Source organism: Nocardia sp. NPDC003482 (assembly GCF_053588115.1).
Genome location: NZ_JBSFPI010000034.1, coordinates 16,612 through 39,041 on the forward strand (window position 1 = coordinate 16,612; position 22,430 = coordinate 39,041).

Annotated in this window: 23 protein-coding genes and 1 tRNA gene; 18 read left to right on the forward strand and 6 right to left on the reverse strand. The window is 67.9% G+C overall.

The window, feature by feature from the left end; all coding sequences use genetic code 11:
- Entirely contained in the window at window positions 1-1,107 is a 1,107-nt protein-coding gene (locus tag ACWDSJ_RS34635) for an acyl-CoA dehydrogenase family protein (RefSeq protein WP_450037003.1), read from the reverse strand.
- A 15-nt stretch (window positions 1,108-1,122) separates the two neighbouring features.
- Window positions 1,123-2,313, reverse strand: a complete 1,191-nt coding sequence (locus ACWDSJ_RS34640; protein WP_450037005.1) for an acyl-CoA dehydrogenase family protein — start codon at window positions 2,311-2,313, stop codon at window positions 1,123-1,125.
- A gap of 160 nt (window positions 2,314-2,473) precedes the next feature.
- Here ACWDSJ_RS34640 and ACWDSJ_RS34645 point away from each other — a divergent pair, with 160 nt between their 5' ends.
- From ACWDSJ_RS34645 to ACWDSJ_RS34700, 12 genes are all read left to right on the forward strand, one after another.
- Complete coding sequence (locus tag ACWDSJ_RS34645) at window positions 2,474-2,662, forward strand: ferredoxin (protein WP_450037006.1); 189 nt, start codon at window positions 2,474-2,476, stop codon at window positions 2,660-2,662.
- Window positions 2,663-2,706: 44 nt separating this feature from the next.
- Window positions 2,707-3,612: a 3-oxoacyl-ACP reductase gene (locus ACWDSJ_RS34650; RefSeq protein ID WP_387368408.1), complete on the forward strand. Its 906-nt coding sequence runs from the start codon at window positions 2,707-2,709 to the stop codon at window positions 3,610-3,612.
- A gap of 259 nt (window positions 3,613-3,871) precedes the next feature.
- A complete protein-coding gene (locus ACWDSJ_RS34655; protein WP_387368410.1) occupies window positions 3,872-4,636 on the forward strand; it encodes an MlaE family ABC transporter permease in 765 nt (254 codons plus the stop codon).
- A 4-nt stretch (window positions 4,637-4,640) separates the two neighbouring features.
- Window positions 4,641-5,492 (forward strand): MlaE family ABC transporter permease, encoded by an 852-nt coding sequence (locus ACWDSJ_RS34660; protein ID WP_387368412.1) that lies wholly within the window; start codon window positions 4,641-4,643, stop codon window positions 5,490-5,492.
- 5 nt (window positions 5,493-5,497) lie between these two features.
- Window positions 5,498-6,715, forward strand: coding sequence for an MCE family protein (locus ACWDSJ_RS34665; protein WP_450037009.1), 1,218 nt, complete (start codon window positions 5,498-5,500; stop codon window positions 6,713-6,715).
- Window positions 6,712-7,740, forward strand: coding sequence for an MCE family protein (locus ACWDSJ_RS34670; RefSeq protein WP_387368416.1), 1,029 nt, complete (start codon window positions 6,712-6,714; stop codon window positions 7,738-7,740). The genes ACWDSJ_RS34665 and ACWDSJ_RS34670 overlap by 4 nt, the downstream gene beginning before the upstream one ends.
- Window positions 7,740-8,798 carry an MCE family protein gene (locus ACWDSJ_RS34675; protein WP_450037010.1) on the forward strand — a complete coding sequence of 353 codons (1,059 nt, stop codon included), beginning with the start codon at window positions 7,740-7,742 and terminating at the stop codon, window positions 8,796-8,798. Before ACWDSJ_RS34670 ends, ACWDSJ_RS34675 begins: the two co-directional genes overlap by 1 nt.
- Complete coding sequence (locus ACWDSJ_RS34680) at window positions 8,795-10,051, forward strand: MCE family protein (protein WP_450037011.1); 1,257 nt, start codon at window positions 8,795-8,797, stop codon at window positions 10,049-10,051. The genes ACWDSJ_RS34675 and ACWDSJ_RS34680 overlap by 4 nt, the downstream gene beginning before the upstream one ends.
- Window positions 10,048-11,289: an MCE family protein gene (locus ACWDSJ_RS34685; protein ID WP_387368422.1), complete on the forward strand. Its 1,242-nt coding sequence runs from the start codon at window positions 10,048-10,050 to the stop codon at window positions 11,287-11,289. The genes ACWDSJ_RS34680 and ACWDSJ_RS34685 overlap by 4 nt, the downstream gene beginning before the upstream one ends.
- The gene (locus ACWDSJ_RS34690; protein WP_450037013.1) at window positions 11,286-12,698 is read left to right on the forward strand and encodes an MCE family protein; all 1,413 of its coding nucleotides are present in this window, start codon (window positions 11,286-11,288) and stop codon (window positions 12,696-12,698) included. Before ACWDSJ_RS34685 ends, ACWDSJ_RS34690 begins: the two co-directional genes overlap by 4 nt.
- A complete protein-coding gene (locus ACWDSJ_RS34695; RefSeq protein ID WP_450037014.1) occupies window positions 12,695-13,543 on the forward strand; it encodes a hypothetical protein in 849 nt (282 codons plus the stop codon). Before ACWDSJ_RS34690 ends, ACWDSJ_RS34695 begins: the two co-directional genes overlap by 4 nt.
- Entirely contained in the window at window positions 13,540-14,028 is a 489-nt protein-coding gene (locus ACWDSJ_RS34700; RefSeq protein WP_450037016.1) for a h domain protein, read from the forward strand. The genes ACWDSJ_RS34695 and ACWDSJ_RS34700 overlap by 4 nt, the downstream gene beginning before the upstream one ends.
- Window positions 14,029-14,205: 177 nt before the next feature.
- Here ACWDSJ_RS34700 and ACWDSJ_RS34705 read toward each other — a convergent pair whose 3' ends face one another.
- Both ACWDSJ_RS34705 and ACWDSJ_RS34710 read right to left on the reverse strand, forming a co-directional pair.
- The gene (locus tag ACWDSJ_RS34705) at window positions 14,206-15,819 is read right to left on the reverse strand and encodes an alpha,alpha-trehalose-phosphate synthase (UDP-forming) (protein ID WP_387368430.1); all 1,614 of its coding nucleotides are present in this window, start codon (window positions 15,817-15,819) and stop codon (window positions 14,206-14,208) included.
- The gene (locus ACWDSJ_RS34710) at window positions 15,765-15,932 is read right to left on the reverse strand and encodes a hypothetical protein (protein ID WP_387368432.1); all 168 of its coding nucleotides are present in this window, start codon (window positions 15,930-15,932) and stop codon (window positions 15,765-15,767) included. The genes ACWDSJ_RS34705 and ACWDSJ_RS34710 overlap by 55 nt, the downstream gene beginning before the upstream one ends.
- A gap of 214 nt (window positions 15,933-16,146) precedes the next feature.
- On the opposite strand from ACWDSJ_RS34710, the gene ACWDSJ_RS34715 reads away from it, so the two are divergent.
- The 3 genes from ACWDSJ_RS34715 (at window position 16,147) to ACWDSJ_RS34725 (ending at window position 17,520) form a co-directional block, all read left to right on the forward strand.
- Window positions 16,147-16,986: an alpha/beta fold hydrolase gene (locus ACWDSJ_RS34715; RefSeq protein ID WP_450037018.1), complete on the forward strand. Its 840-nt coding sequence runs from the start codon at window positions 16,147-16,149 to the stop codon at window positions 16,984-16,986.
- A gap of 121 nt (window positions 16,987-17,107) precedes the next feature.
- On the forward strand, window positions 17,108-17,350 hold the full coding sequence (locus tag ACWDSJ_RS34720) for an MbtH family protein (RefSeq protein WP_019931522.1): 243 nt from the start codon (window positions 17,108-17,110) through the stop codon (window positions 17,348-17,350).
- Between the two features lie 98 nt (window positions 17,351-17,448).
- Window positions 17,449-17,520, forward strand: a tRNA-Thr gene (locus ACWDSJ_RS34725).
- A gap of 865 nt (window positions 17,521-18,385) precedes the next feature.
- Here ACWDSJ_RS34725 and ACWDSJ_RS34730 read toward each other — a convergent pair.
- On the reverse strand, window positions 18,386-18,679 hold the full coding sequence (locus ACWDSJ_RS34730) for a hypothetical protein (RefSeq protein WP_450037020.1): 294 nt from the start codon (window positions 18,677-18,679) through the stop codon (window positions 18,386-18,388).
- A gap of 274 nt (window positions 18,680-18,953) precedes the next feature.
- On the opposite strand from ACWDSJ_RS34730, the gene rnc reads away from it, so the two are divergent.
- The 3 genes from rnc to ACWDSJ_RS34745 all read left to right on the forward strand — a co-directional run bounded on the left by rnc (window position 18,954) and on the right by ACWDSJ_RS34745 (window position 21,942).
- Window positions 18,954-19,685 (forward strand): ribonuclease III, encoded by a 732-nt coding sequence (gene rnc / locus ACWDSJ_RS34735; RefSeq protein WP_450037031.1) that lies wholly within the window; start codon window positions 18,954-18,956, stop codon window positions 19,683-19,685.
- Between the two features lie 68 nt (window positions 19,686-19,753).
- Window positions 19,754-20,488 carry a response regulator transcription factor gene (locus ACWDSJ_RS34740; protein WP_450037021.1) on the forward strand — a complete coding sequence of 245 codons (735 nt, stop codon included), beginning with the start codon at window positions 19,754-19,756 and terminating at the stop codon, window positions 20,486-20,488.
- On the forward strand, window positions 20,485-21,942 hold the full coding sequence (locus tag ACWDSJ_RS34745; protein ID WP_387367547.1) for a sensor histidine kinase: 1,458 nt from the start codon (window positions 20,485-20,487) through the stop codon (window positions 21,940-21,942). The genes ACWDSJ_RS34740 and ACWDSJ_RS34745 overlap by 4 nt, the downstream gene beginning before the upstream one ends.
- Before the next feature lie 26 nt (window positions 21,943-21,968).
- On the opposite strand, the gene ACWDSJ_RS34750 is transcribed toward ACWDSJ_RS34745, so the two are convergent.
- A complete protein-coding gene (locus ACWDSJ_RS34750) occupies window positions 21,969-22,394 on the reverse strand; it encodes an HIT family protein (protein WP_387367550.1) in 426 nt (141 codons plus the stop codon).
- Between the last annotated feature and the right edge of the window lie 36 nt (window positions 22,395-22,430).

Below are 22,430 nucleotides of genomic sequence, written 5' to 3' on the forward strand. Positions count from 1 at the left end.
TCAGCGCGCCTCGGCCAGGAGGTCGCCCAGCGCGCGGAGGTGGTCGGTGGCGCCGCCGAGGGCGAACTCGTTGTGTTTGGCGGCGGTGAAGTAGTTGTGCACGACGTGGTCGCGGTCGATGCCGACGCCGCCGTGGACGTGGACGACGGTGTGGGCGATGCGGTGGCCCGCCTCGGCGGCCCAGAATTTGGCGGTGTGGATCTCGGCGGCGGCGGGGAGGTCCTCCGACAGTCGCCAGGCGGCCTGGGTGACGGCCAGGCGGAGGCCCTGGAGGTCGATGTAGCCGTCGGCGAGGCGCTGGGCGACGGCCTGGAAGCCGCCGATCTTGCGGCCGAACTGCTCACGCTCGCGGCCGTATTCGGCGACCAGATCGAGCGCGCGTTCCAGGGTGCCGAGCTGCTGGGCGGCCAGGCCGAGCCAGCCGTACTCGAGCAGCCGGGTGAGGATCTCGGCGCCCGTGTCGATCGAGCCCACCAATTGCGCCGGGGCGGAGTCGAATTCGATCTCCGCGTCGGGAGAGTGGTCGACCACCTGCTGTGGCGTCACCCGCACCCCGGCCGCCGACGGATCCACCAGGAACACCGCGGGTGCTCCGGAAACATTGGCCGACACCAGGATTCGATCGGCCTGCGCCGCGAACGGGACGACCGTCTTCGCGCCGGTGAGCCGCCAGCCGTCGGCGTCCTCGGCGGCCGTCGTCGTGGGCGCGGCGGGGTCCCAGTTGCGCTCCTCGGACAGCGCCACCGTGAGCACGGCCTGACCGGACCCGGCCTTGGCCGCCCACTCCCGCTGTTCGGCGGAGCCGTAGCGGGCCAGGGTGCTCGCGCCGAGCACGATCGACCACAGGAAGGGCACGGCCGCAACCGATTTGCCCAGCTCGCGCAGCACCGCCGTCTGTTCCGGAACGCCCAGGTCGCTGCCGCCCACGGCCTCGGCCAGGGTCGCCGCCAGGACGCCGGTCTCGGCCAGCGCGTGCCACAGCGCCTCGTCGAACCGGACCTCCGCCTTGTCCAGTTCGCGCAGGCGGTCGGCGGTGACCAGCTTGTCGCACACCTCGCCCGTCAGCCGGGTCAGATCCTGCTGTGCTTCGGTGGGGGTGAAATCCATTGCGATACTCCGGATCTAGCGGGCGGCTGCGGGCTGTTTCAGGGCGGTCATGGCGATGATGTCGCGCTGGACCTCGTTGGTGCCGCCGCCGAAGGTGAGGATGAGGCAGGCGCGGTGCATCCGCTCGAGGCGGCCGCGCAGGGCCGCGCCGGGGGAGTCCTGCCGCAGATACGCCTGCGGGCCGAGGACCTCCATGAGCAATCGGTATGCCTCCGTGGCCAATTCGGTGCCCAGCACCTTGCAGGTGGAGGCGTCCCACGGGCGCGGGGCGGCGTCGTCGGCGTCGGCGCGGGCGGCGATCTCCCAGTTGAGCAGCTTCAGGTATTCGACCTTGGCGTGCACGCGGGCCAGATTGATCCGCACCCATTCGCCGTCGATCACGCGAGAACCGCGGGCGTCCTTGGTGTTTCGCGCCCAGTCCAGCGTCTGGGTCAGGGCCAGTTGCAGCGGCGCGGCCGAGGTGAGCGCGACCCGCTCGTGGTTGAGCTGGTTGGTGACCAGCGGCCAGCCGCCGTTCTCGGGGCCGACCAGTGCCGTCACGGGCACCCGCACGTCCTGGTAGTAGGTCGCGCTGGTGTCGGGCCCGGCCATGGTGTGCACCGGCGTCCAGGAGAAGCCCGGGGCCGTGGTCGGCACGATGAACATGCTGATGCCCTTGTGCTTCTTGGCATTCGGGTCGGTGCGGGCCGCGAGCCAGATGTAGTCGGCGTACTGGATGAGGCTGGTCCACATCTTCTGCCCGTTGATGACCCAGTCGTCGCCGTCGCGCACGGCCGTGGTGCGCAGCGACGCCAGATCGGTGCCCGCGCCCGGCTCCGAGTAGCCGATGGAGAAGTGCAGCTCACCCGCCGCGATCTTGGGCAGGAAGAATTTCTTCTGCTCCTCGGTGCCGTAGTGCATGATCGTCGGCGCGACGGAGTTGATGGTCAGGAACGGCACCGGCGCGCCCGCGATCGCGGCCTCGTCGGTGAAGATGAGCTGGTCGAGCATCGGCCGGTCCTGCCCGCCGAACTCCTTCGGCCAGCCCAGCGCGAGCCAGCCGTCGCGGCCCATATCGCGCACGACGTCGCGGTAGACGTTCCCGTGGCCGTACTCGCCGGTCTGCGCGCTCAGCGCCGCGCGTCGCTCGGGGGTGATGAGCTTCGCGAAGTACTCGCGCAGCTCCGCCCGCAGCTGCTCCTGCTGGGATGTATAGGCGATCCGCATACGCGCACCTCTTGTCGATTGGATGGCCGCCGGGGATGGTCCCGATCATTGCATACCGAGTGAAACATGTTCCAGTATGGACCCGGGAACCGGTCGTTTCCGTCGCGCCGACCGGGGTCGGCTTGTTAATCTCGCGGTACCTGCGGCAAAGGAGTCATCGATGAAGCTCAGCGTGGATTTCGACCAGTGCGAGGCGAACGGCATCTGCGTCGGAATCGCCCCCGACGTCTTCGAACTCGACGACGAGGATCAGCTGCACGTCGGGCTGACCGAGGTGCCCGACGATCGGCTCGACGACGTGCGCACCGCGGTGGCCCAGTGCCCGAAGGCCGCGCTCCGGCTCGAGTGAACCGACCCTTGCCAGTGAACTGGAACACGTTCTAGAGTCACGGCGTGGGAGACAACGAACAGAGCCTTTCCGGTCGAGTCGCGATCGTGACCGGAGCCGGTGCCGGACTGGGCCGGGCCGAGGCGCTCGCGCTGGCCCGTGCCGGGGCCGCGGTCGTGATCAACGACCTGGCCGAGAACGAGGCGGCCGCGGCGACGCTGGCCGACATCCGGGCGCTCGGCGTGAAGGCGGAATTCGTGGGCGGCAGCGTGGCCGAGCGGGCCACCGCCGACGCCCTCATCCGCACCGCGGACGAGACCTTCGGCGGCGTCGACATCGTCGTGAACAACGCCGGAATCGTCCGCGACCGAATGCTTTTCAACATGTCCGACGAGGACTGGGACGCCGTCCTCGCGGTCCATCTGCGCGGGCACTTCCTGCTCACGCGCAATGCCGCGGCCTACTGGCGGGGCAAGTCCAAGGAGTCGGGCGGCCCGGTGTACGGGCGGCTGATCAACACCTCCTCCGAGGCGGGCCTGCTCGGTCCCGAGGGGCAGGCGAACTACGCCGCGGCCAAGGCGGGCATCACCGCGCTGACGCTGTCGGCGTCGCGGGTCATGGCCCGCTACGGCGTGCGGGCCAACGCGATCTGCCCGCGGGCGCGCACGGCGATGACCGAGAGCGTCTTCTCCGACGCGCCCGACGAGGGTCCGGATCCGCTCTCGCCCGATCATGTCGGCCGGTTGGTCGCCTACCTCGCGTCCCCGGCCGCCGACGCGATCTCCGGTCAGGTGTTCGTGGTGTACGGCCGGATGGTCGCGCTCATGGCCGCGCCGGAGGTCGAGCGTCGCTTCGACGCCGCGGGCGCGGAGTGGACACCGGCCGAGCTGGCCGACGAACTCGGAAACTATTTCGCACGGCGTCCCGAGGGGCGTACGTTCTCGGCATCGTCCCTGCGCGATCTGGGCTGACTCCCGGCTCGCGCCGCCACCGACCGCGACCGCCTGTTGATCGGCGGTCCGGCAGTTGGTAGACATGGGATCGGTATGTGCGTTGCTTCACAAAGGCAATTCATATGCGCTATGAACACGTTCTATCTTCTGGTACCGCTCCAGAAGAAAAGAGCACTTCAAAAGTGGTCGAATTGTGACCTTAAGAACCAAGAACGTGTTCTAATCTTCAGACGGGGTACAGGGTGGTACCGCTGGGCAGGGCTAGGAGGAATCGCGGATGAACGAGGTTCTTGCCGTGCCGTTGCGAGCGGTCGGCGGGTTCTTCGAACTCACCGCCGCCGTCGCCCGCGCGGCCGTGCGGCCGCCGTTTCAACGCCGCGAATTCATCGACCAGTCCTGGTTCGTCGCGCGGGTATCGATCATTCCGACCCTGCTGGTCGCGATTCCGTTCACCGTGCTGGTGAGCTTCACGCTCAATATCCTGCTGCGCGAGATCGGCGCGGCCGACCTGTCCGGCGCCGGAGCGGCGTTCGGCGCGGTCACCCAGGTCGGCCCGATCGTCACGGTGCTGATCGTGGCCGGGGCGGGCGCGACCGCGATCTGCGCGGATCTGGGCGCGCGCACGATCCGCGAGGAGATCGACGCCATGCGGGTGCTCGGCATCGATCCGGTGCACCGGCTGGTGGTGCCGCGCGTGCTGGCCTCGATGTTCGTCGCGGCGCTGCTGAACGGGCTGGTGTGCACGATCGGCATCGTCGGCGGCTTCCTGTTCTCGGTGTTCCTCCAGGGCGTCAATCCCGGATCGTTCGTCAACGGCATCACGCTGCTGACCCATCTGCCGGAGTTGGTCATCTCCGAGGTCAAGGCCACGCTGTTCGGTCTGGTCGCCGGTCTCACGGCGTGCTACCTCGGACTCAACGTCCGGGGCGGGCCCAAGAGCGTCGGCGACGCGGTCAATCAGACGGTGGTGTTCTCGTTCATGGCGTTGTTCGTGGTCAACGTGGTGGTCACCGCCGTCGGCATCAAGTTCACGGCGCGGTGACGGTATGGCGTTCGTGATCGAATCCCGCTTCCCGCGTACTGTTCGACGCGTGCGAAGGATGTCCGACTCGCTCGACAATGTCGGAAGACATGCCCTCTTCTACGCACAGTCGCTGGCCTCGGTGCCCCGGGCGCTGACCCACTACCGCACCGAGACGATCCGGCTCATCGCGGAGATCAGCATGGGCACGGGCGCGCTGGCGGTGATCGGCGGCACGGTGGTGATCGTCGGCTTCCTGACCCTGTTCGCGGGCGGCACGATCGCCGTGCAGGGCTACAGCTCGCTGGGCAATATCGGCGTCGAGGCGCTGACCGGCTTCTTCGCCGCGTTCATCAATGTGCGCATCGCCGCGCCGGTGATCTCCGGCATCGGCCTGGCCGCCACCATCGGGGCGGGCTCGACCGCGCAGCTGGGCGCGATGCGGGTGGCCGAGGAGATCGACGCGCTCGAGTCCATGGCGATCCGGCCGGTGCCGTTCCTGGTCGGGACGCGGGTGCTCGCGGGCATGATCGCGATCGTGCCGCTGTACGCGCTGGCGGTGATCGCCTCGTTCGTGGCCAGCCGGTTCGCGACCGTGGTGATCTACGGGCAGTCGGCCGGTGTCTACGACCACTACTTCTCGACCTTCCTGATCCCCACGGACATCCTCTGGTCGTTCGTGCAGGCGATCTTCATGGCCTTGGCGGTCATGATGATTCATACGTATTACGGATATCACGCCACCGGCGGTCCCGTCGGGGTCGGCGTGGCGGTGGGCAACGCGGTGCGCGCCTCACTGGTCGCGGTCGTGACCGTGACCCTGCTGGTCTCGCTGGCCATCTACGGCACCTCCGGCAATTTCCATCTCTCGGGGTAGGCGGTATGGCGGCAAACAAACTCGTCGAAAAAGACGGCGCCGGAAGGATTTTCGGCGCGGGCTGGGGTGTGAAACTGGCCGGGCTCGCCATGGTGCTGACGCTGGTGGCCGTGGTGGCCGTCGCGCTGACCCTGTTCGCGGGCGGATTCACCAGCACCGAAACGGTATACGTGGACGCGCAGCGCGCGGGCCTGGTGCTCGACCCCGACGCCAAGGTGAAGGTGCGCGGCGTGGAAATCGGCCGCGTTTCCGACATTTCGTACACCGGGAACAATGCGCGCCTGCGCCTGGCCATCGATCCCGACGAGCTGAAACTGCTCCCCGCCAATGTCGGCGTCGATATTCGCTCCACCACGGTATTCGGCGCGAAATACGTGAATTTCATTCTGCCGCAGCATCCCTCGGCCAAACATCTGAGCCCGGGGGTGACCGTCAACGCGCAGTCGGTGACCGTGGAATTCAACACGCTGTTCCAGCATCTGACCGATGTGCTGGCCAAGATCGCGCCGGAGAAACTGAACGCCACCCTGACCGCCCTCGGCACCGCGTTGCAGGGCCGCGGCGACAAGTTCGGCCAACTGCTCGCCGACTCGGATCAGTATCTGCGCGATATCAATCCGAGCCTGCCGGATCTGCAACGGGATCTCCAGACCTCGGTCGGGGTGACCAACCTCTACGCCGACACCGTGCCGAATCTGTTGCGCACCACCGACAACGCGGAGGTCACCGCGAACACGATCGTCGCCGAACAGCACAACTTCGACGCCATGCTGGTCGATCTGATCGGCCTCGCCGACACCACCCGCCCGATCCTGACCGAGAACGAGCAGCCGCTGGTGACCGCGCTGAACCTGTTGCGCCCCACCACCTCCCTGCTCGCCGAGTACCGCTCCGCGCTGAACTGCGTGATCGAGGGCGTCGGCAGTCAGGTGGACGTGATGAACGAGATCTTCGGCGGCACCGGCGCGGGCGTACTGCTCAACGCGGGCTTCATGCCCGGCGGCGAGCCCTACCACTATCCGCAGGATCTGCCCAAGGTCAACGCGACCGGCGGCCCGCACTGCGCGGGGACCACCGACCGGGTGCCGGGCAGCCACGCGAACTACGTGGTGACCGACACCTCCGAGGGCGAGGTGTGGACGCCGGAGCTGCACACCCATCTCAACGGCCCACGGGTGTTCGAGCTCATGTTCGCCGGACTGCCGGGGGTGCCCAACCCATGAGGTTCAAACCGCACGCCGCGACCGTGAAGCTGTCGATCTTCACCCTGGTGATGGTGCTCGTCCTCGCCATGCTGGGGATCATCTTCAGCCAGATGCGGTTCTCCCGCGAGACCGGCTACCACGCGATCTTCACCAGTTCCTCGGGCATCCTGCCCGGGGCCAAGGTGCGCATCGCCGGGGTGCCGGTCGGGTCGGTGGGCCGGGTGTACGTCGGCAAGGATCACCTCGCGCACGTGGACTTCGACGTCGACTCCAAGTACCGGGTGCTGCGCAGTACGCAGGCCGCCATCCGCTACGAGAACCTCGTCGGCGACCGGTATCTGGAACTGCTCGACGGCCCCGGCACCGCGCAGGCGCTGGCCAAGGGCGGCACGATCGGCGCCGACAAGACCAAACCCGCGCTGGATCTGGATCTGCTGCTGGGCGGGTTCAAACCGCTGCTGCGCGGGCTGGATCCGAATCAGGTCAACGATCTGACCAGCGCGCTGCTCCAGGTGTTCCAGGGGCAGGGCGGGGCGCTGGTGGCGCTGTTGAACAGCTCGGGTTCGTTCGCCAAGACCCTCGCCGATCGGGACGCGTTGATCGGCAGCGTGATCGAGAACCTGAAGACCGTGCTGGCGACGATCGACGACCACGGCAAGGAATTCGACACCACCCTCACCGAATTGCAAAGGCTGGTCAGCGGTTTGGCCGCGGACAAGGATCCGATCGGCGCGGCGCTGCCGCGGCTGGCGGGGGCCACCGGGGATCTGACCGATCTGCTGCGGCAGGCGCGGCCGGATCTGAAGGAGACCTTCGGCCAGCTCGGGCAGTTGTCGCAGAACATCGATGACCACTCCGAGGACATCGAGTGGATCCTGCAACAGCTGCCGGAGACCTACCGCAAGCTGGTTCGCGTCGGCTCCTACGGCTCGTTCCTGAACATGTACGTCTGCGGCGTGACCATGCTCGCCGACGGTCCGGACGGCAAGCCCATGGAGGTCCACCTGAAGGGGAACCAGACGACCGGAAGGTGTGCGGGCTAGTGAACGGTGAACGCTCCCCACTCGTTTCGATCGGTGTCGTCGGCATCGTCATGGCGATCGCGATCTCGTTGTCGGCGTTGCAGTTCGACCAGCTCCCGTTCATCAAGGGCGGCGCGGGCTACACCGCCGTGTTCGCCGACGCGGGCGGCCTCGTCGTCGGAGATCCGGTGCAGGTCGCGGGCGTGCGCTCGGGCCGGGTCGAGGAGGTCCGCCTGGCCGGGGCGGCGGTGGACGTCCGGTTCACCCTCGACGAGTCGATCGTGCTCGGCCGCCGCACCACCGCCGCCATCAAGACCAACACCATCCTGGGTCGCAAGAGCCTCGAGGTGGTGCCGCAGGGCGACGGCGCGATCCGCGGCGACACGCCGATTCCGTTGGAGCGCACCACATCTCCGTATTCGCTCAACGACGCCCTCGGTGATCTGACCAAGACCGTGCAGGGTCTGGATCTGGATCGGGTCAACACCACCCTGGACACGCTGTCGCAGACCTTCGCCGACACCCCGGCCCCGCTGCGCTCGGCCCTGGACGGGGTCACCGCGCTGTCGCGCAGCCTCAACGCCCGCGATCAGGCGCTCACCGATCTGCTCGCGCACGCCCAGAACGTCACGAAGGTGTTGTCGGACCGCGCGAATCAGATCAACGCCCTGCTCGTGGACGGCAACGACCTGCTCGGCGAGCTGGACGCGCGCCGCTCGGCGCTGAGCCAGCTGATCGTCTACGTCAACCAATTGGCCCAGCAGCTCACGGGTTTCGTCAACGACAACGAGGCGCAGCTCAAACCCGCGCTGGACAAACTGAATTCGGTGCTGGCGCTGCTGCAACGCAACAAGGACAACCTCGGCAGGGCGCTCGAGGCGCTGGGCCCCTACGCCGCCGCGCTCGGTGAGCAGGTCGGCAGCGGCCCGTACTTCCAGTCCTATCTGTCGAACGTGGAGAGCATCCCGCTGCGGGCCCTGGTCGATGCCATGGTCTGGCCGGATCGCCTGCCGCAGTCGCTGTCCGACGCGTTCGGCCTGCCGACCACCAACCCCGCCGTCACGGAGCCGCCGCGATGAACGCCGTCCGCAAGCTGTCCGCCGTGCCGCGCTGGGCCCGGGTGATCGCCGCCGCCCTGGTGGTGGCGCTCGTGGGCTGGGTCGTCTACAGCGCGGTCGCCAATATCGGCAAGACGCACATCACCGCCTACTTCCCCTCGACCACCGGCCTGTACGCCGGGGACGACGTGCGGATCCTCGGGGTGAAGGTGGGCCGGATCGACTCCATCGAACCGGGCAAGGACCGGGTGACGGTCACCATGACCGTCGACCGCGGCGTCGACATCCCCGCCGACGCGCGCGCGGTGACCATCTCGCCGTCGCTGGTGTCGGCGCGGTTCGTCCAGCTCGCCCCCGCCTACACCGGCGGCCCGAAGATGCACGACAACGGCCGGATTCCCGTCGAGCGCACCGCGGTGCCGGTCGAATGGGACGACATCAAGGCCGAGCTGACCAAGCTGTCGCAGGCGCTGGGACCGGTCGGCAGCGACGAGAAGGGCTCCTTCGGCCGGTTCGTCGACACCGCGGCCGCCAACCTCGGCAACGGCAACGCGCAGGCGTTCCGCGACACGTTGAAGGAGTTGTCGAGCACGCTGGACACGCTCTCCGACGGGCGCACCGACCTGTTCGGCACGATCCGCAACCTCCAGCAGTTCGTGGACGTGCTGTCCAAGAGCAACGAGCAGATCGTGCAGTTCGGCGGGCGGCTGTCCTCGGTGTCGTCGGTACTGGCGGGCGTGTCCTCGGATCTCGGTACGGGACTGGACAATCTGGATTCGGCCATCGCCGATGTGAAGCGGTTCCTCGACGAGCGCGGCGGCGCGCTGACCGAGAGCCTGCAACGGCTCACCGATGTGACCCAGCTGCTGGCCGACAAGCGGCCCGAGATCGAACGGGTGCTGCACGCCGGGCCGAACGGGCTGGTGAACTTCTATCAGATCTACAAGCCCGCGCAGGGTTCGCTCGCGGGCACGGTCGTGGGCACCAACTTCGCCAATCCCGTGCAGTTCCTGTGCGGCGCGGTGGAGGGCATCCAGGCCGACGACTCCGACAAGTCCGCGGCGCTGTGCCGCCAGTATCTGGGCCCGGTGCTGAACACGCTGATGACGAATTATCCACCGCTGCTGGTGAATCCGGCGTCCACGCAGTCGGCGTTCCCGAGTCAGCTGGTGTACAGCCCGCAGGAACTCGCCGGGCAGGTCGACGCGCAGCAGGCCCCGGTCTCGGTGCCCGCGGGCATCGCCGGACTCGCGCTTCCGGGAGGCGGGCGATGACCGGACGACGACGAATGCGGTTGGCGGGGGCGGCGATCGGGCTGGCCGTGCTGCTCGGCGCCACCGGCTGTCAATGGGACGGCCTGAACTCGCTGCCGATGCCCGGCGCCGCCGGAACGGGCGAGGGTTCCTGGCGGGTGCGCATCCAGATGCCGAATGTCACCACGCTGACCCGCAATTCGCCGGTCAAGGTGGACGACGTGACCGTCGGCACCGTCACCGACATCGAGGTGGAGGACTGGCACGCGCTGGTCACCGTGAGCCTGGACAAGGATGTGACGTTGCCCGCCAACGCGATCGCGCGGATCGGGCAGACCAGCCTGCTGGGCAGCAATCACGTCGAGCTGGCCGCGCCCGAGGGCGTCGAGCCGGAGGGCCGGTTGCACGACGGGGACCTCATCCCGCTCGCTCGCGCCGGGACGTATCCGACCACCGAGCAGACGTTGTCGTCGTTGTCGGTGGTGCTCAACGGCGGCGGGATCTCCCAGCTGGAGACCATCACCCACGAGCTGAACGCCACCTTCACCGGCCGCCAGGACGCCATCCGCGATCTGCTGCCCCAATTGGCCCAGCTGACAGCCACTCTGGATCAGCAGACCGGCGACATCGTGGCCGCCATGAACGGACTGGACCGGTTCTCCGGGCAGCTGGCCCAGCAGAAGGATCAGGTCACCGCCGCCATCCAGCAGATCCATCCGGCGCTGACCGTGCTCGCGGATCGACGCGAGAACATCACGAAAACCATTACGGCGCTGGGTGATCTGAGCGATGTGGTGCAGCGGGTGATCGCGCAGGGGGGCGACGATCTGAAGGCGAATCTGGCCAACCTCGCGCCGACGTTGCAGTCGCTGGCCAGCACCGGCGACCGCCTGGCCGCCTCGCTGCAACTGCTGCTGACCTTCCCCTTCCCGATCAAGGGCATCAACAAGGCGGTCAAGGGCGACTACATGAACCTGTTCGTCACCTACGACCTGACCAGTTCCCGGCTGGACTCCAACTTCCTGACCGGCACCCCGCTCGGCGGGCGGTTCGGCGGCGTGCAGGCCATGTACGGCGTCGAGGCGGCGCTGGGCACCATCGCCGGAACCGCCGGGGAGAAGGGCGATCCCGTGCAGGGTCCGCTGCAACCCGCGCCGCCGCCCGCGCCGGCGATTCCCGGGCTGCCGCAGATCCCGGGCCTGCCCGCCATCCCCGGGCTCACGACTCCCGGTGCGCCGCAAGGAGGTCCGGGGCAGTGAAGCTCACCCGTTTCGTGCGGTCCCAGCTGATCATCTTCGCGGTGCTCACGCTGGTCGGCCTGCTGGTGATGTCCGCGAGTTACATCCACCTGCCCGCCATGTTCGGCATCGGCCGCTACCAGGTGACGGTCAAACTGGAGGCGACCGGCGGGCTGTACCCGACCGCGAACGTCGCCTACCGCGGCACCAATATCGGCAAGGTCGACGACGTGCGGCTCACGCCCGAGGGCGTGGACGCGAAGCTGTCGATCGACAGCAAGTACAAGGTGCCCGCCGATGTGGACGCCTACGTCAAGAGCGTGTCGGCGATCGGCGAGCAGTACGTCGATCTCGTTCCCGCACAGTCCCCGCACGGCGGCAACCTCGCCGACGGGGCGGTCATCCCGGTCGAGCGGACCAAGCTGCCGCAGGATGTCGGGGCGATGCTCGATCAGGCCGACCGGCTGCTGTCCACGGTGGCCGACACCCAGCTGCGGCAGGTCATCGACGACGCGTTCATCGCCTTCAACGGGGCCGGGCCGGATCTACAGAAGTTCATCGACTCGGCGTCGCTGCTGATCCAGGAGGCCAAGGCCAACACCGAGCCGACGAAGGATCTGCTGGCCAAGCTCGGTCCGCTGCTGGACACCCAGAACCGGTCCGACGCCGCCATCCGGTCCTGGACCCAGGACCTGGCGACGCTGACCGACCAACTGCGCCAACACGATCCGTCGCTGCGGGAGCTGATCGAGCGCACGCCGTCGGCGGCGCAGAAGGTGACCTCGACCTTCCAGGATCTGCGGCCGACGCTGCCGCTGCTGCTGTCGAATCTGGTCAGCGTGGGGCAGGTGGGCGTCACCTATCACGCGGCGCTCGAACAGATCCTGGTGGTGTTCCCGCCGCTGATCGCGGCGCTGCTCACCTCGGCGCGCGGGCCGATCAAATACGGCGCGGTCGTGGACTTCGCGCTGGGCCTCAACGATCCGCCCGGCTGCACGACCGGCTTCCTGGATCCGGAGGACCGTCGCTCGCCGGCCGACTTCAGCACGCCCGACACCCCGGAGCTGTACTGCAAGATCCCGCAGGACTCCAGTACCGCGGTGCGCGGCATCCGGAACTTCCCCTGTCAGGAGGTGCCCGGCAAGCGCGCCCCGACGCCGGAGCTGTGCCGCGATCCGCGCGGCTATGTGCCCTCGGGGACGAATCCGCCGTTCGGGCCGCCCAATCCGCCCGCCGCCGGGGAGCACCCCGCGGCCGCGGCCGAACCCGCGCGGATTCAGCCCGCCTCGGTGAACCGGCAGTACGATCCCGGCACGGGCACCTTCCTCGGTCCCGACGGTGTCACCTATCGGGAGGGGGATATCGGACCGGGCGGTTCGGGAACGGTACCGTCGAGCTGGCAGACGATGCTCGAGGAGCAGCAACGATGAACGAGAGCAGCACCGAGAAGCGCGGCCGACGGCGAGCGATGCGGTCGGCGGGTCCGCCGGTGGACGGGGCCTCGGAGACGACACGGATCGTCGAGGAAGTCCCCCTGAAGTTCGACGCCAAGGCGGCCCCGTCCGCCGCCGAGGCGACCGAGAAGTTCGACGCGCCGGTGGCCGAGAAGATCGATGCGCAGGCGACCGAGAAGATCGACGCGCCGGTGGCCGACGCGGAACCCACCGTGAAGCTGGACGCGGAAACCGTTGCGCCGGAACCGGTTCGGGACGCCGAGCCGGTCGTGGTGGACGCCGACGCGGTGACCGTGTCGGAAACGCTTGTCCCCGATCGGGATTCGCGCGGATTGGGCTGGCTGGGCTGGACGGCGGCCGTGGTCGCCGTGCTGTCGGCGCTGGTGCTCATCGGATCCGGCGGCTTGTTCTTCTACCACCAGCGGCACCAGGACGCGCTCGACCAGCGGCGCGCGGACTACACCCAGACCGCCAAGCAGACCGTGCTCAACCTGACCAACATCAAGGACGACACCGCGCAGGCCGATATCGACCGCGTGCTCGCCGTCGCCTCCGGTCAGCTCAAGGAGGAGTACTCCTCCCGCAAGGACGCCTACGCCCAGGTCGTGCAGCAGGCCAAGGTGAAGGCCAGCGGCGAGATCATCGAGACGGCGATCGAGAGCGAGGACGACAACTCCGCCCGCGTCCTCGTCGCCGCCAAACAGACGCTGACCAACGCCGCCTCGGCCGATCCGCAGCAGCGGTACTACCGCTTCCGGATTACCGTCACCCACGGCGACGACGGCCGCCTGACCGCCTCACAAGTGGAGTTCGTGCCATGAGAGCCAATTCGCGCACCATCCTGATCGCCTGCGCCGCAATCCTTTTCGTGGCCGCGGCGGCGGTGGGCGGGGTCACCGGCTACCGGTTCTGGTCCGATCGGCAGACCGAACAGGCCCGTACCGATTCCGTATCGGCCGCCCGCCGCACGGTGCAGGCCATGTTCAGCTACGACTTCCACACCGTCGACACCGAACTGCCGAAGGTGGGCGACAGCCTCACCCCCGACTTCCGCAAGGACTACCTCAAACTGGTCGACGAGGTGATCGCCAAGGGCGCCAAGGAGAAGGAGCTCACCGTCAAGGCCAACACCACGGCCGACGGCGTGGTCTCCGCCGACCGCTCGCACGCGGTCGTGCTGATCTACCTCAACCAGATCACCACGGGCAAGGACTCCCCGCAGGGCACCGTCACCCCCAGCCGCGTGCGCGTCACGCTGGACAAGGACGACGGGCACTGGCTGGTCTCCCAGGTCACGCCCATCTGACCCGTTAAGCGCGGCACCCGGTTCTCGTTAAGCCCGCACCCATAGCGTCGGACGCACAGTGTTCCCGACGCCGAACGCGGTGCGGCCGAATCCCGGCCGGTGCCATGCGAGGGGGTGGCACCGGCCGAGCGGAAGCCAGGACCGCGATGGAGGGGAGCGTCGGGAACACTGGGGGCCCTACGGGGCCCCGGGATCCACATCGTCGTCGGTGAGCAGCGCGCTGCCCGCCACCTGATCCTGAGCCAGGGCCTCGAGGAACGCGCGGGCCCAGCGGTCCACATCGTGGGTGAGCACCTGGCGGCGCAGGGCGCGCATGCGGCGGCGCCGGGTGTCGGGGTCGTCGGTGAGCGCCTGCACGACGGCGTCCTTGACGCTGTCGAGATCGTGCGGGTTGCACAGGTACGCCTGCCGCAATTCGGCTGCGGCGCCGGTGAATTCGCTCAGCACGAGCGCGCCGTTGAGGCCGCTGTGGCAGGCCACGTACTCCTTTGCCACCAGGTTCATGCCGTCGCGCAGCGGGGTGACCAGCATGGCGTCCGCGGCGACGAAGAAGGCTACCAGCTCGTCGCGGGGGATCGGGCGGTGCAGATAGTGCACGACCGGGAAGCCGACCCGGGAGAATTCGCCGTTGATGCGGCCGACCTGACGTTCGATATCGCCGCGCATCTGGATGTAGCTCTCCACCCGTTCCCGGCTAGGGGTTGCCAGCTGCACCATCACCGTCTCCGACGGATCGATGCGCTCCTCCTGCAACAACTCCTCGAGGGCGGCCAGGCGGATATCGATGCCCTTGGTGTAGTCGAGGCGGTCGACGCCGAGCAGGATGTTCTTGGGATTGCCCAGCTCCGAACGGATCTGGGCCGCGCGCTCGCGCACCGAACGACGGCGCGACAGCTCGTCGAGTTCGGCCGAGGCGATCGAGATGGGGAACGCGCCGACCCGCACCGTGCGGAAACCGACCTGCACCACACCGAGTTTCGAGCGCACGCCGACATTGCCGCGCGAAGTGGGTTGTCCGGCAAGCCTTCTCGCGAGGTAGAGGAAGTTCTGCGCGCCGCCGGGCAGATGGAAGCCGATCAGGTCGGCGCCCAGCAGGCCCTCCACGATCTCGGTCCGCCACGGGAGCTGCATGAACAGCTCGACCGGCGGGAAGGGGATGTGCAGGAAGAAGCCGATGGTCAGATCGGGGCGCAGCATGCGCAGCATCTTCGGCACGAGCTGGAGCTGATAGTCCTGCACCCAGACCGTCGCGCCCTCGGCGGCGACCTTCGCGGTGTGCTCGGCGAAGCGGCGGTTGACATTGACGTAGGCGGCCCACCACTCGCGATGGTATTCGGGCCGGACGATCACGTCGTGATACAGCGGCCACAGCGTGCCGTTGGAGAAGCCCTCGTAGTAGTCGGCGACCTCCTGGGCCGCCAGCGGCACCGGATGCAGTTCCAGGCCGTCCTCGGTGATCGGATCGAGGTCGACGTCGGGCACGCCCGCCCAGCCGACCCACGCGCCGTTGTTGTTGCGCAGCACCGACTCCAGCGCGGTCACCAGCCCGCCGGGGCTGCGTTTCCAGCGTCTGGAGCCGTCGGGTAGTCGCTCCAGATCGACCGGTAATCGGTTGGCGACCACGACGAATCCGGAACCGGCGCCGCCGCCCTGATAGCCCTTCGGTTCGGATTGGGTTTCACTCACTGGATCCTCCGGTGCTCGGGCCCGCTGCGGATGTGGGACGGCCGGTCCGGTCAGTCGCTCCGCGTGTTGGGACCGATGCCGAGCATCGACAGGAGCATCCGGCATTCGTCGGCGTCCGCGGCGTAGGCGGCCACGACGCGCTGGGCCTGCCGGGCGGTCTCGTCGGCGAGCGGTTCCAGGTCGTCGTCCGCGATGTCGTTGGCGCCCTTCGCGGCCATCATCGTGTCCTCTCGGCTCGGGTGTTTTGTCTCGGTTACGAGAAGCCCATGGTATCGGGCGCGCGTACCGATGCCGTCGCCTCGGTGCCGATCGTGCCCCGAAACGAGATACCCCTTCGACACCGGCGAAACGTCCGACACCGGCGAAACGTCCCCGCCCGGCAAAGCTATACCGTGGGAGGCAGTCTAATGTCGCGGGAAGGGGATCAGCATCATGCCGTTGGCCACGGTGAACGGAATCACGCTGAACTATCAGGTGAAGGGTGACAAGGCCGCGGGCACCGACACCAAGGGCGCGGCGCCGCTGGTCGTGCTGATCATGGGGACCGGCAGCCCCGGGCGGGTGTGGGAGCTGCACCAGGTGCCCGCGCTGCTGGCGGCCGGGTATCGGGTGTGCACCTTCGACAATCGGGGTATCGCACCGTCTTTCGAGTCGCCCGCCGGAATCCACATCGACGATCTGACGCGCGACACCGCGGCGCTGATCGAGTTCCTCGACGAGGGTCCGGTGCTGGTGGCCGGGACGTCGATGGGCGCGCGGGTCGCCCAGGAACTCGCGCTGGCCCGGCCCGATCTCGTGCGCAAGGCCGTGTTCATGGCCGGGCACGGACGGCTCGACCAGTTCCAGAAGACGCTCTCGCAGGGCGAGCACGATCTCGACGCGAGCGGGGTGAAGCTCCCGCCCAAGTACGAGGCCGCGATCAACGCGGTCATGAACCTGTCCCCGGCGACCATGGCCGACACCCACGCCGCGCGGGACTGGCTGGACCTGTTCGAATTCACCGGCGGCCCGGTCACCCCCGGCATCCGGGCGCAACGCCGGATGGACCACGACTTCGACCGCCTGCAGGCGTACCGGGGCATCAAGGTGCCGTGCCTGGCGGTCGGTTTCGCCGACGACCGGATGATTCCCCCCTACCTGGCCCGCGAGGTCGCCGAGGCCATCCCCGACGCCCGGTACCAGGAGATTCCCGACGCCGGGCACTACGGTTACCTGGAACGGCCGGACGCCGTGAACAAGGTTCTGCTCGATTTCTTCGCGGGGTCCAGGTAATGCCAGGTAACGACCCTCGAGTAACGTCGACCTTGCTAGGGTCGACACAACGCTGCGGGGCCGGGCCTGTGCCTCACCCCAGCGTTTCCGTACACAGCGCCAGTATCCCCAGTGAGGTGAAATGAGCACCAACCCCTTCGACGACGAGGACGGCCGCTTCTTCGTCCTGGTCAACGACGAGGAGCAGCATTCCCTGTGGCCGGCCTTCGCCGAGGTCCCGGCCGGGTGGCGAGTGGTGTTCGGCGAGGACAGCCGCGCTGCCTGCGTCGAATACGTCGAGAAGAACTGGACCGACATGCGTCCCAAGTCCCTGCGTGACGCGATGGCCGCCGACGACGCGGCCCGCCAAGCCGCGCAGTCCTGACCCCCTCGATACTGCGCCAGCACGGGCCCCCAGGGCCGTGCGGCAAGCCCACGCTTCCCGCACGGCCCTGCCTCCCGGCTATGATGTCTGCGTTTTCCGCCTCCTTAGCTCAGTGGTAGAGCACTCGCCTTGTAAGCGAGCGGTCGTCAGTTCAATCCTGACAGGGGGCTCGAATGGGGCTTTGACCTGCGAAGAATGTCAGGTTCCTTTGTTGCTGCCGGAGTACAGTGCTCGGATAACGCTGCGCTGCGGTCTGCTGCGCGCGAGCTGGTGTGGCGGCAGTTCGACGGAGCGCCTGTTCCGGTGAGGTGTGGGGTTCCGCGACTTGGCAGTAGCGCTTTTTACGCGCGGGTGCCGTGTCCCTCCGGCATGGCCTGATCCGAGGCTCTTATAGTCCGGAACTCTCCTGGGCGCTTCGCATCGAATCTCGCGGGATACTGGCAGGGCGCGGGCTGCCGACTATGCGGTGAAGGTACCTGTGAGATCGACGCAGAGCCGGTTGCCAAACCGATAGTCGAGCAGCCTGCGTCGGTGCATCTGATGAACTGCCACACCCGGGCATCGAGCCGTTCGATGGGTTGACGTGGGACCACGAGATCGAAGCCGTGGCAAGGCGTATTGGCATCTCCCCATCGGTCCGTCTGCTGGATGACCGGCACGCGTTATCAATCCAACGGGTCATTCCGTGCAAGGGAACCGGTCCGACGGCTATTGGATCGCGGAACCGGACTCCGTGGCCGCCTGGCGGGCGATCATGCTCGGCTATCCGTTCGATGCCGTTTGCCCACTTCGGATGGAGTGGCGAATCTCTTGTGCCCCTTGGTGTTTCAGGGAGCACCAAGTCGCTCATCTCGACTCGGACGGTCTCGTCGAGTTCTTGGAGCTGTGCCACCGCTGGGAGGCCGATGCTGACCCCCATCGGTGTCGTGGCGCCTCGCTCCAAGCGTCATGACGACAAGACCGTCGTCATCGCCCGTCCGTGGCTGGTCGGAGGGGAGCGCGAAATCCGCTCCCACTCCTCGCTCGGATCGTAATTCAGTCCACGTCCTTGCACTCCACGGCGATCTGTCGGAAACTGCCGCCGTCCTTCTGATATCCGATCACGCAGACCCGCCCACGACCGATGCCGTTGACGATCCAGCTCGGGTTGGCCTCGGTCGGGGAAGCGGCGTGATCGCGGTCGATTCCGGGGCCCGAGAAGGACAGGAATCCGACAAATCCCTGGCCGATAGCGCTGGCCTGGTAGCCATGAGCGTCGCCGACGACGCAGAGGCATACCGGGGAGCCGTTCGGCTGGCACGCGACGTCTTGGGCCTCCGCTGTGCTCACAGCGGCGAGTCCGATCGCGCCCGCCAACGCTCCGATGACGGCGGCGCGACGAGTTACGGATGACTTCATTTGTGTTCCCCCACTTCCTGTTTCACACAACCGATGTTGTGTCGAAAGCTTGGACGGGGTGAATCGTGCTGACGTTCCACCAAATGATGTGAGCTGGATCACTTTCTGTAAGAGCGCTTGTCGCCCCCGGATCGAGGCTGCATATTTCGAGCTGACCAACCGGCATGGGTAAACTTCGGAGCACTGCGGAGGAGGGGTGACTGTCTTGACCGAGCAGCGGCGTGGTGCAGAGGAGCAGCCCGATCGGACCGGCCTCATCGAGGCATTGGGTGTCCCCGTCGAGGACGACCTGTTGACGCTCGCCCTGACACATCGATCCTTCGCCTACGAGAACGGCGGCGTGCCGACCAATGAGCGGTTGGAGTTCCTCGGGGATTCTGTTCTCGGACTGAGCATTACGGAATTCCTGTATCTCCGGCATCCGGAGCGGACCGAGGGGGATCTGGCGAAGATTCGGTCGCGGGTGGTCAATATGCATGCGCTGGCGGAGGTGGCTCGGGGGTTGGGGGACGGGGGGCTCGGGCCGCATCTGCGGTTGGGGCGGGGGGAGGAGTTGACCGGGGGGCGGGACAAGTCGAGCATTCTCGCCGATGGGATGGAGTCGCTGTTGGGGGCGGTGTTCCTCGAGCACGGGATCGAGGTGGCGCGGCGGGTTGTGCTGCGGTTGTTCGCGGATCTGCTGGAGCGGGCCGCGAAGATGGGGGCGGGGCTGGACTGGAAGACCAGTCTTCAGGAGTTGACCGCCGAACGGGGGCTCGGGGTGCCGAGTTACGAGGTCACCTCCACCGGGCCCGATCACGACAAGGAGTTCACCGCGCGGGCCGTCGTCGGCGGGGTCGCCTACGGTAGTGGGGTCGGGCGGTCCAAGAAGGAGGCCGAGCAGAACGCCGCCGGGGCCGCGTATGCCGCGCTTTCCCCGGAGGGGAACGAGCCGTAGCGACGCTCCCAGGAACCTCCCAGCGTGTGCTCAGCCGGGGTTGCGGTGGGGCGGGGAGGATGAAGGCCATGAACGCTGTGCCTGATCGGGCGCCCGAGGCTCGGGTGCTGGTGGTGGATGACGAGCCGATGATCGTGGAGCTGTTGTCGGTGAGTCTGCGGTATCAGGGGTTCGAGGTGGCCAGTGCGGGGAACGGGGCCGAGGGGTTGGATCGGGCCAAGACGTTTCGGCCGGATGCGCTCATCGTCGATGTGATGATGCCGGGGATGGACGGGTTCGGGTTGTTGCGGCGGCTGCGGGCCGATGGGATCGAGGCGCCCGTGTTGTTCCTGACCGCGCGTGACGAGGTCGAGGACAAGGTCACGGGGCTGACGTTGGGGGCCGACGACTATGTGACCAAGCCGTTCAGCCTCGAGGAGGTCGTGGCGCGGCTGCGGGTGATTCTGCGGCGGTCGGGGCACGCGGTCGACGAGCGGAAGTCCTCGCGATTGACGTTCGAGGACATCGAGCTGGACGACGACACCCACGAGGTGTGGAAGGCGGGGGAGCCGGTGTCGTTGTCGCCCACCGAGTTCACGCTCTTGCGGTACTTCATGGTCAACGCGGGCACGGTGCTGAGCAAGCCGCGCATCCTCGATCACGTCTGGCGCTACGACTTCGGCGGGGAGGTCGGGGTCGTCGAGACCTACGTGTCCTACCTGCGCAAGAAGGTCGACACGGGCCCGGACCGGCTCATCCACACGCTGCGCGGCGTGGGCTACGTGATGCGCGCGCCCAGCCGCAGCAGGTCCTCGGCCAAATGAGCGATGTGCGGCGGGCGGTCGCGCGTCGCCTGGCGTCGGTGCCGCTGCGCGTGACCCTGGTGGTCGCGTTGGTGTGCCTGGCGGGGCTCGGGCTGCTGGTGTCCGGCATCGCGGTGACCTCGGCGATGCAGCGGGTGCTGCTCGACAGCGTCGACCGGCAGATCGTCCAATTGGCCAGGGGCTCGGCCGATTCCAACCGGCCGCCGCCACCGCGACCGTCGTTCGATCGCAACTTCATCCCGTTCTACGTCGACGTCAAGGACGCGTCGGGCAACCAGATCCGGCTCGAGGCGCCCGACCGCAACTCCACCCCGGAGATTCCGGCCGACCTGGATCGGCACCCGAGAACCGTTGGCTCCGTGGGCGATTCGAGTATGCACTGGCGCGTGGTGCGGGTCGTCTCCCCGCAGGGCACGACATCGACTGTGGCGCAACGCCTCAACGAGACCGAGAACATCGTGGATCGGCTGATCGGCCTCCAGGTCGTCGTCGGCGCGATCGTGCTGGTGGCCCTCGCCGCGGTGGCGCAACTGGTGATCCGGCGCAGCCTGCGCCCGCTGCGCGAGGTGGAGAAGACCGCCGCCGACATCGCGGGCGGCGACCTGGATCGGCGAGTTCCGGTGCGCAACACCAACACCGAGGTCGGTCGGCTCTCGCAATCGCTGAACGGCATGCTCACCCAGATCCAGCACGCCTTCGCCGCGACCGAGGCGTCGGAGGAGGCGGCCCGCCGGTCCGAGGCCAAGATGCGCCGCTTCGTCGCCGACGCCAGTCACGAACTGCGCACGCCGCTGACCACGATCAAGGGTTTCGCCGAACTGTATCGGCAAGGGGCCCTTGACGATCCGGCCATGTTCTCCGACCGCATCGAACGCGAGTCCAATCGAATGAGCCTGCTGGTCGAGGATCTGCTCATGCTGGCGCGCCTGGACGCGCAACGTCCGCTGGAGCGGCGTCCGGTGGATCTGCTCGCGCTGGCCAGCGACGCCGTGCACAACGCGCGGGCGGTCGACACCGCGCAGCGACCCGAGGGACCCGGACGTCCGATCGATCTCGAAATCCGTTCCGGCCCAGGCACTCTGGAGATTCCGGGCGACGAGCCGAGGCTGCGGCAGGTGCTGGCCAATCTGGTCAACAACGCCCTCATCCACACCCCGCCGAGCGCGTCGGTGACCGTCCGGCTGACCCCCGACGAGGACCATGTCCTGGTCGAGGTCGCCGACACCGGCCCCGGCCTGCCGCCCGATCAGGCCGAGCGCGTCTTCGAACGCTTCTACCGCACCGACACCTCCCGCAGCCGCGACAGCGGCGGCACCGGCCTGGGCCTGTCCATCGTCCAGGCCCTGGTCGCCGCGCACGGCGGCACGGTGTCGGTGACCAGCGCCGAGGGCGCGGGGACCACCTTCACCGTGCGGTTGCCGCGCCGCGTCGAGTCGGGTACATCGGTGGCGTAGCGGTTGCCGCGGCGGGCGCCCTCGGCTCAGTCCGGCACGTTGGCCCCGTAACCGAGATCCCGCAGCGCCTGCTTGATCTTGGCCTGCGCCTCGTCGAGGGATTCCTTGCTCGGCTCGGGATCGGCGCCGGAGATGTCGAAGTCGCTCAGTTCGAACGCCGGGAAGACGTGCAGGTGCAGATGCGGCACCTCGAGTCCGGCGATGAGCAGGCCCGCGCGGGGCGCGTCCCACGCGGCGCGCACGGCCCGGCCGATCTTCTGCGCGACCGCGGTCAGCCGCGCGAACGTCTCCGGGTCGAGGTCCTGCCACTGGTCGATCTCCGCACGCGGCACGACCAGGGTGTGACCCTGGGTGACCGGGGCGATGGTGAGGAACGCGACGAACTCGTCGTCCTCCCAGACGAACCGTCCGGGCAACTCGCCCGCGATGATCGCACTGAAAACAGAAGCCATGGGGCGAGTCTATGGGCCTACCCCTAAGCTGTCGTG

Bases quoted from the DNA above. Each gene is read 5' to 3' on its own strand.
- ACWDSJ_RS34715 (WP_450037018.1), top strand. From the start codon at position 16,147: ATGCCGTTGGCCACGGTGAACGGAATCACGCTGAACTATCAGGTGAAG.
- ACWDSJ_RS34655 (WP_387368410.1), top strand. From the start codon at position 3,872: ATGAACGAGGTTCTTGCCGTGCCGTTGCGAGCGGTCGGCGGGTTCTTC.
- ACWDSJ_RS34740 (WP_450037021.1), top strand. From the start codon at position 19,754: ATGAACGCTGTGCCTGATCGGGCGCCCGAGGCTCGGGTGCTGGTGGTG.
- ACWDSJ_RS34670 (WP_387368416.1), top strand. From the start codon at position 6,712: ATGAGGTTCAAACCGCACGCCGCGACCGTGAAGCTGTCGATCTTCACC.
- ACWDSJ_RS34695 (WP_450037014.1), top strand. From the start codon at position 12,695: ATGAACGAGAGCAGCACCGAGAAGCGCGGCCGACGGCGAGCGATGCGG.
- ACWDSJ_RS34700 (WP_450037016.1), top strand. From the start codon at position 13,540: ATGAGAGCCAATTCGCGCACCATCCTGATCGCCTGCGCCGCAATCCTT.
- ACWDSJ_RS34720 (WP_019931522.1), top strand. From the start codon at position 17,108: ATGAGCACCAACCCCTTCGACGACGAGGACGGCCGCTTCTTCGTCCTG.
- ACWDSJ_RS34680 (WP_450037011.1), top strand. From the start codon at position 8,795: ATGAACGCCGTCCGCAAGCTGTCCGCCGTGCCGCGCTGGGCCCGGGTG.
- ACWDSJ_RS34750 (WP_387367550.1), bottom strand. From the start codon at position 22,394: ATGGCTTCTGTTTTCAGTGCGATCATCGCGGGCGAGTTGCCCGGACGG.
- ACWDSJ_RS34635 (WP_450037003.1), bottom strand. From the start codon at position 1,107: ATGGATTTCACCCCCACCGAAGCACAGCAGGATCTGACCCGGCTGACG.
- ACWDSJ_RS34660 (WP_387368412.1), top strand. From the start codon at position 4,641: ATGGCGTTCGTGATCGAATCCCGCTTCCCGCGTACTGTTCGACGCGTG.
- ACWDSJ_RS34645 (WP_450037006.1), top strand. From the start codon at position 2,474: ATGAAGCTCAGCGTGGATTTCGACCAGTGCGAGGCGAACGGCATCTGC.
- ACWDSJ_RS34640 (WP_450037005.1), bottom strand. From the start codon at position 2,313: ATGCGGATCGCCTATACATCCCAGCAGGAGCAGCTGCGGGCGGAGCTG.
- ACWDSJ_RS34685 (WP_387368422.1), top strand. From the start codon at position 10,048: ATGACCGGACGACGACGAATGCGGTTGGCGGGGGCGGCGATCGGGCTG.
- ACWDSJ_RS34710 (WP_387368432.1), bottom strand. From the start codon at position 15,932: ATGGCCGCGAAGGGCGCCAACGACATCGCGGACGACGACCTGGAACCG.
- ACWDSJ_RS34705 (WP_387368430.1), bottom strand. From the start codon at position 15,819: ATGCCGGATGCTCCTGTCGATGCTCGGCATCGGTCCCAACACGCGGAG.
- ACWDSJ_RS34745 (WP_387367547.1), top strand. From the start codon at position 20,485: ATGAGCGATGTGCGGCGGGCGGTCGCGCGTCGCCTGGCGTCGGTGCCG.
- ACWDSJ_RS34665 (WP_450037009.1), top strand. From the start codon at position 5,498: ATGGCGGCAAACAAACTCGTCGAAAAAGACGGCGCCGGAAGGATTTTC.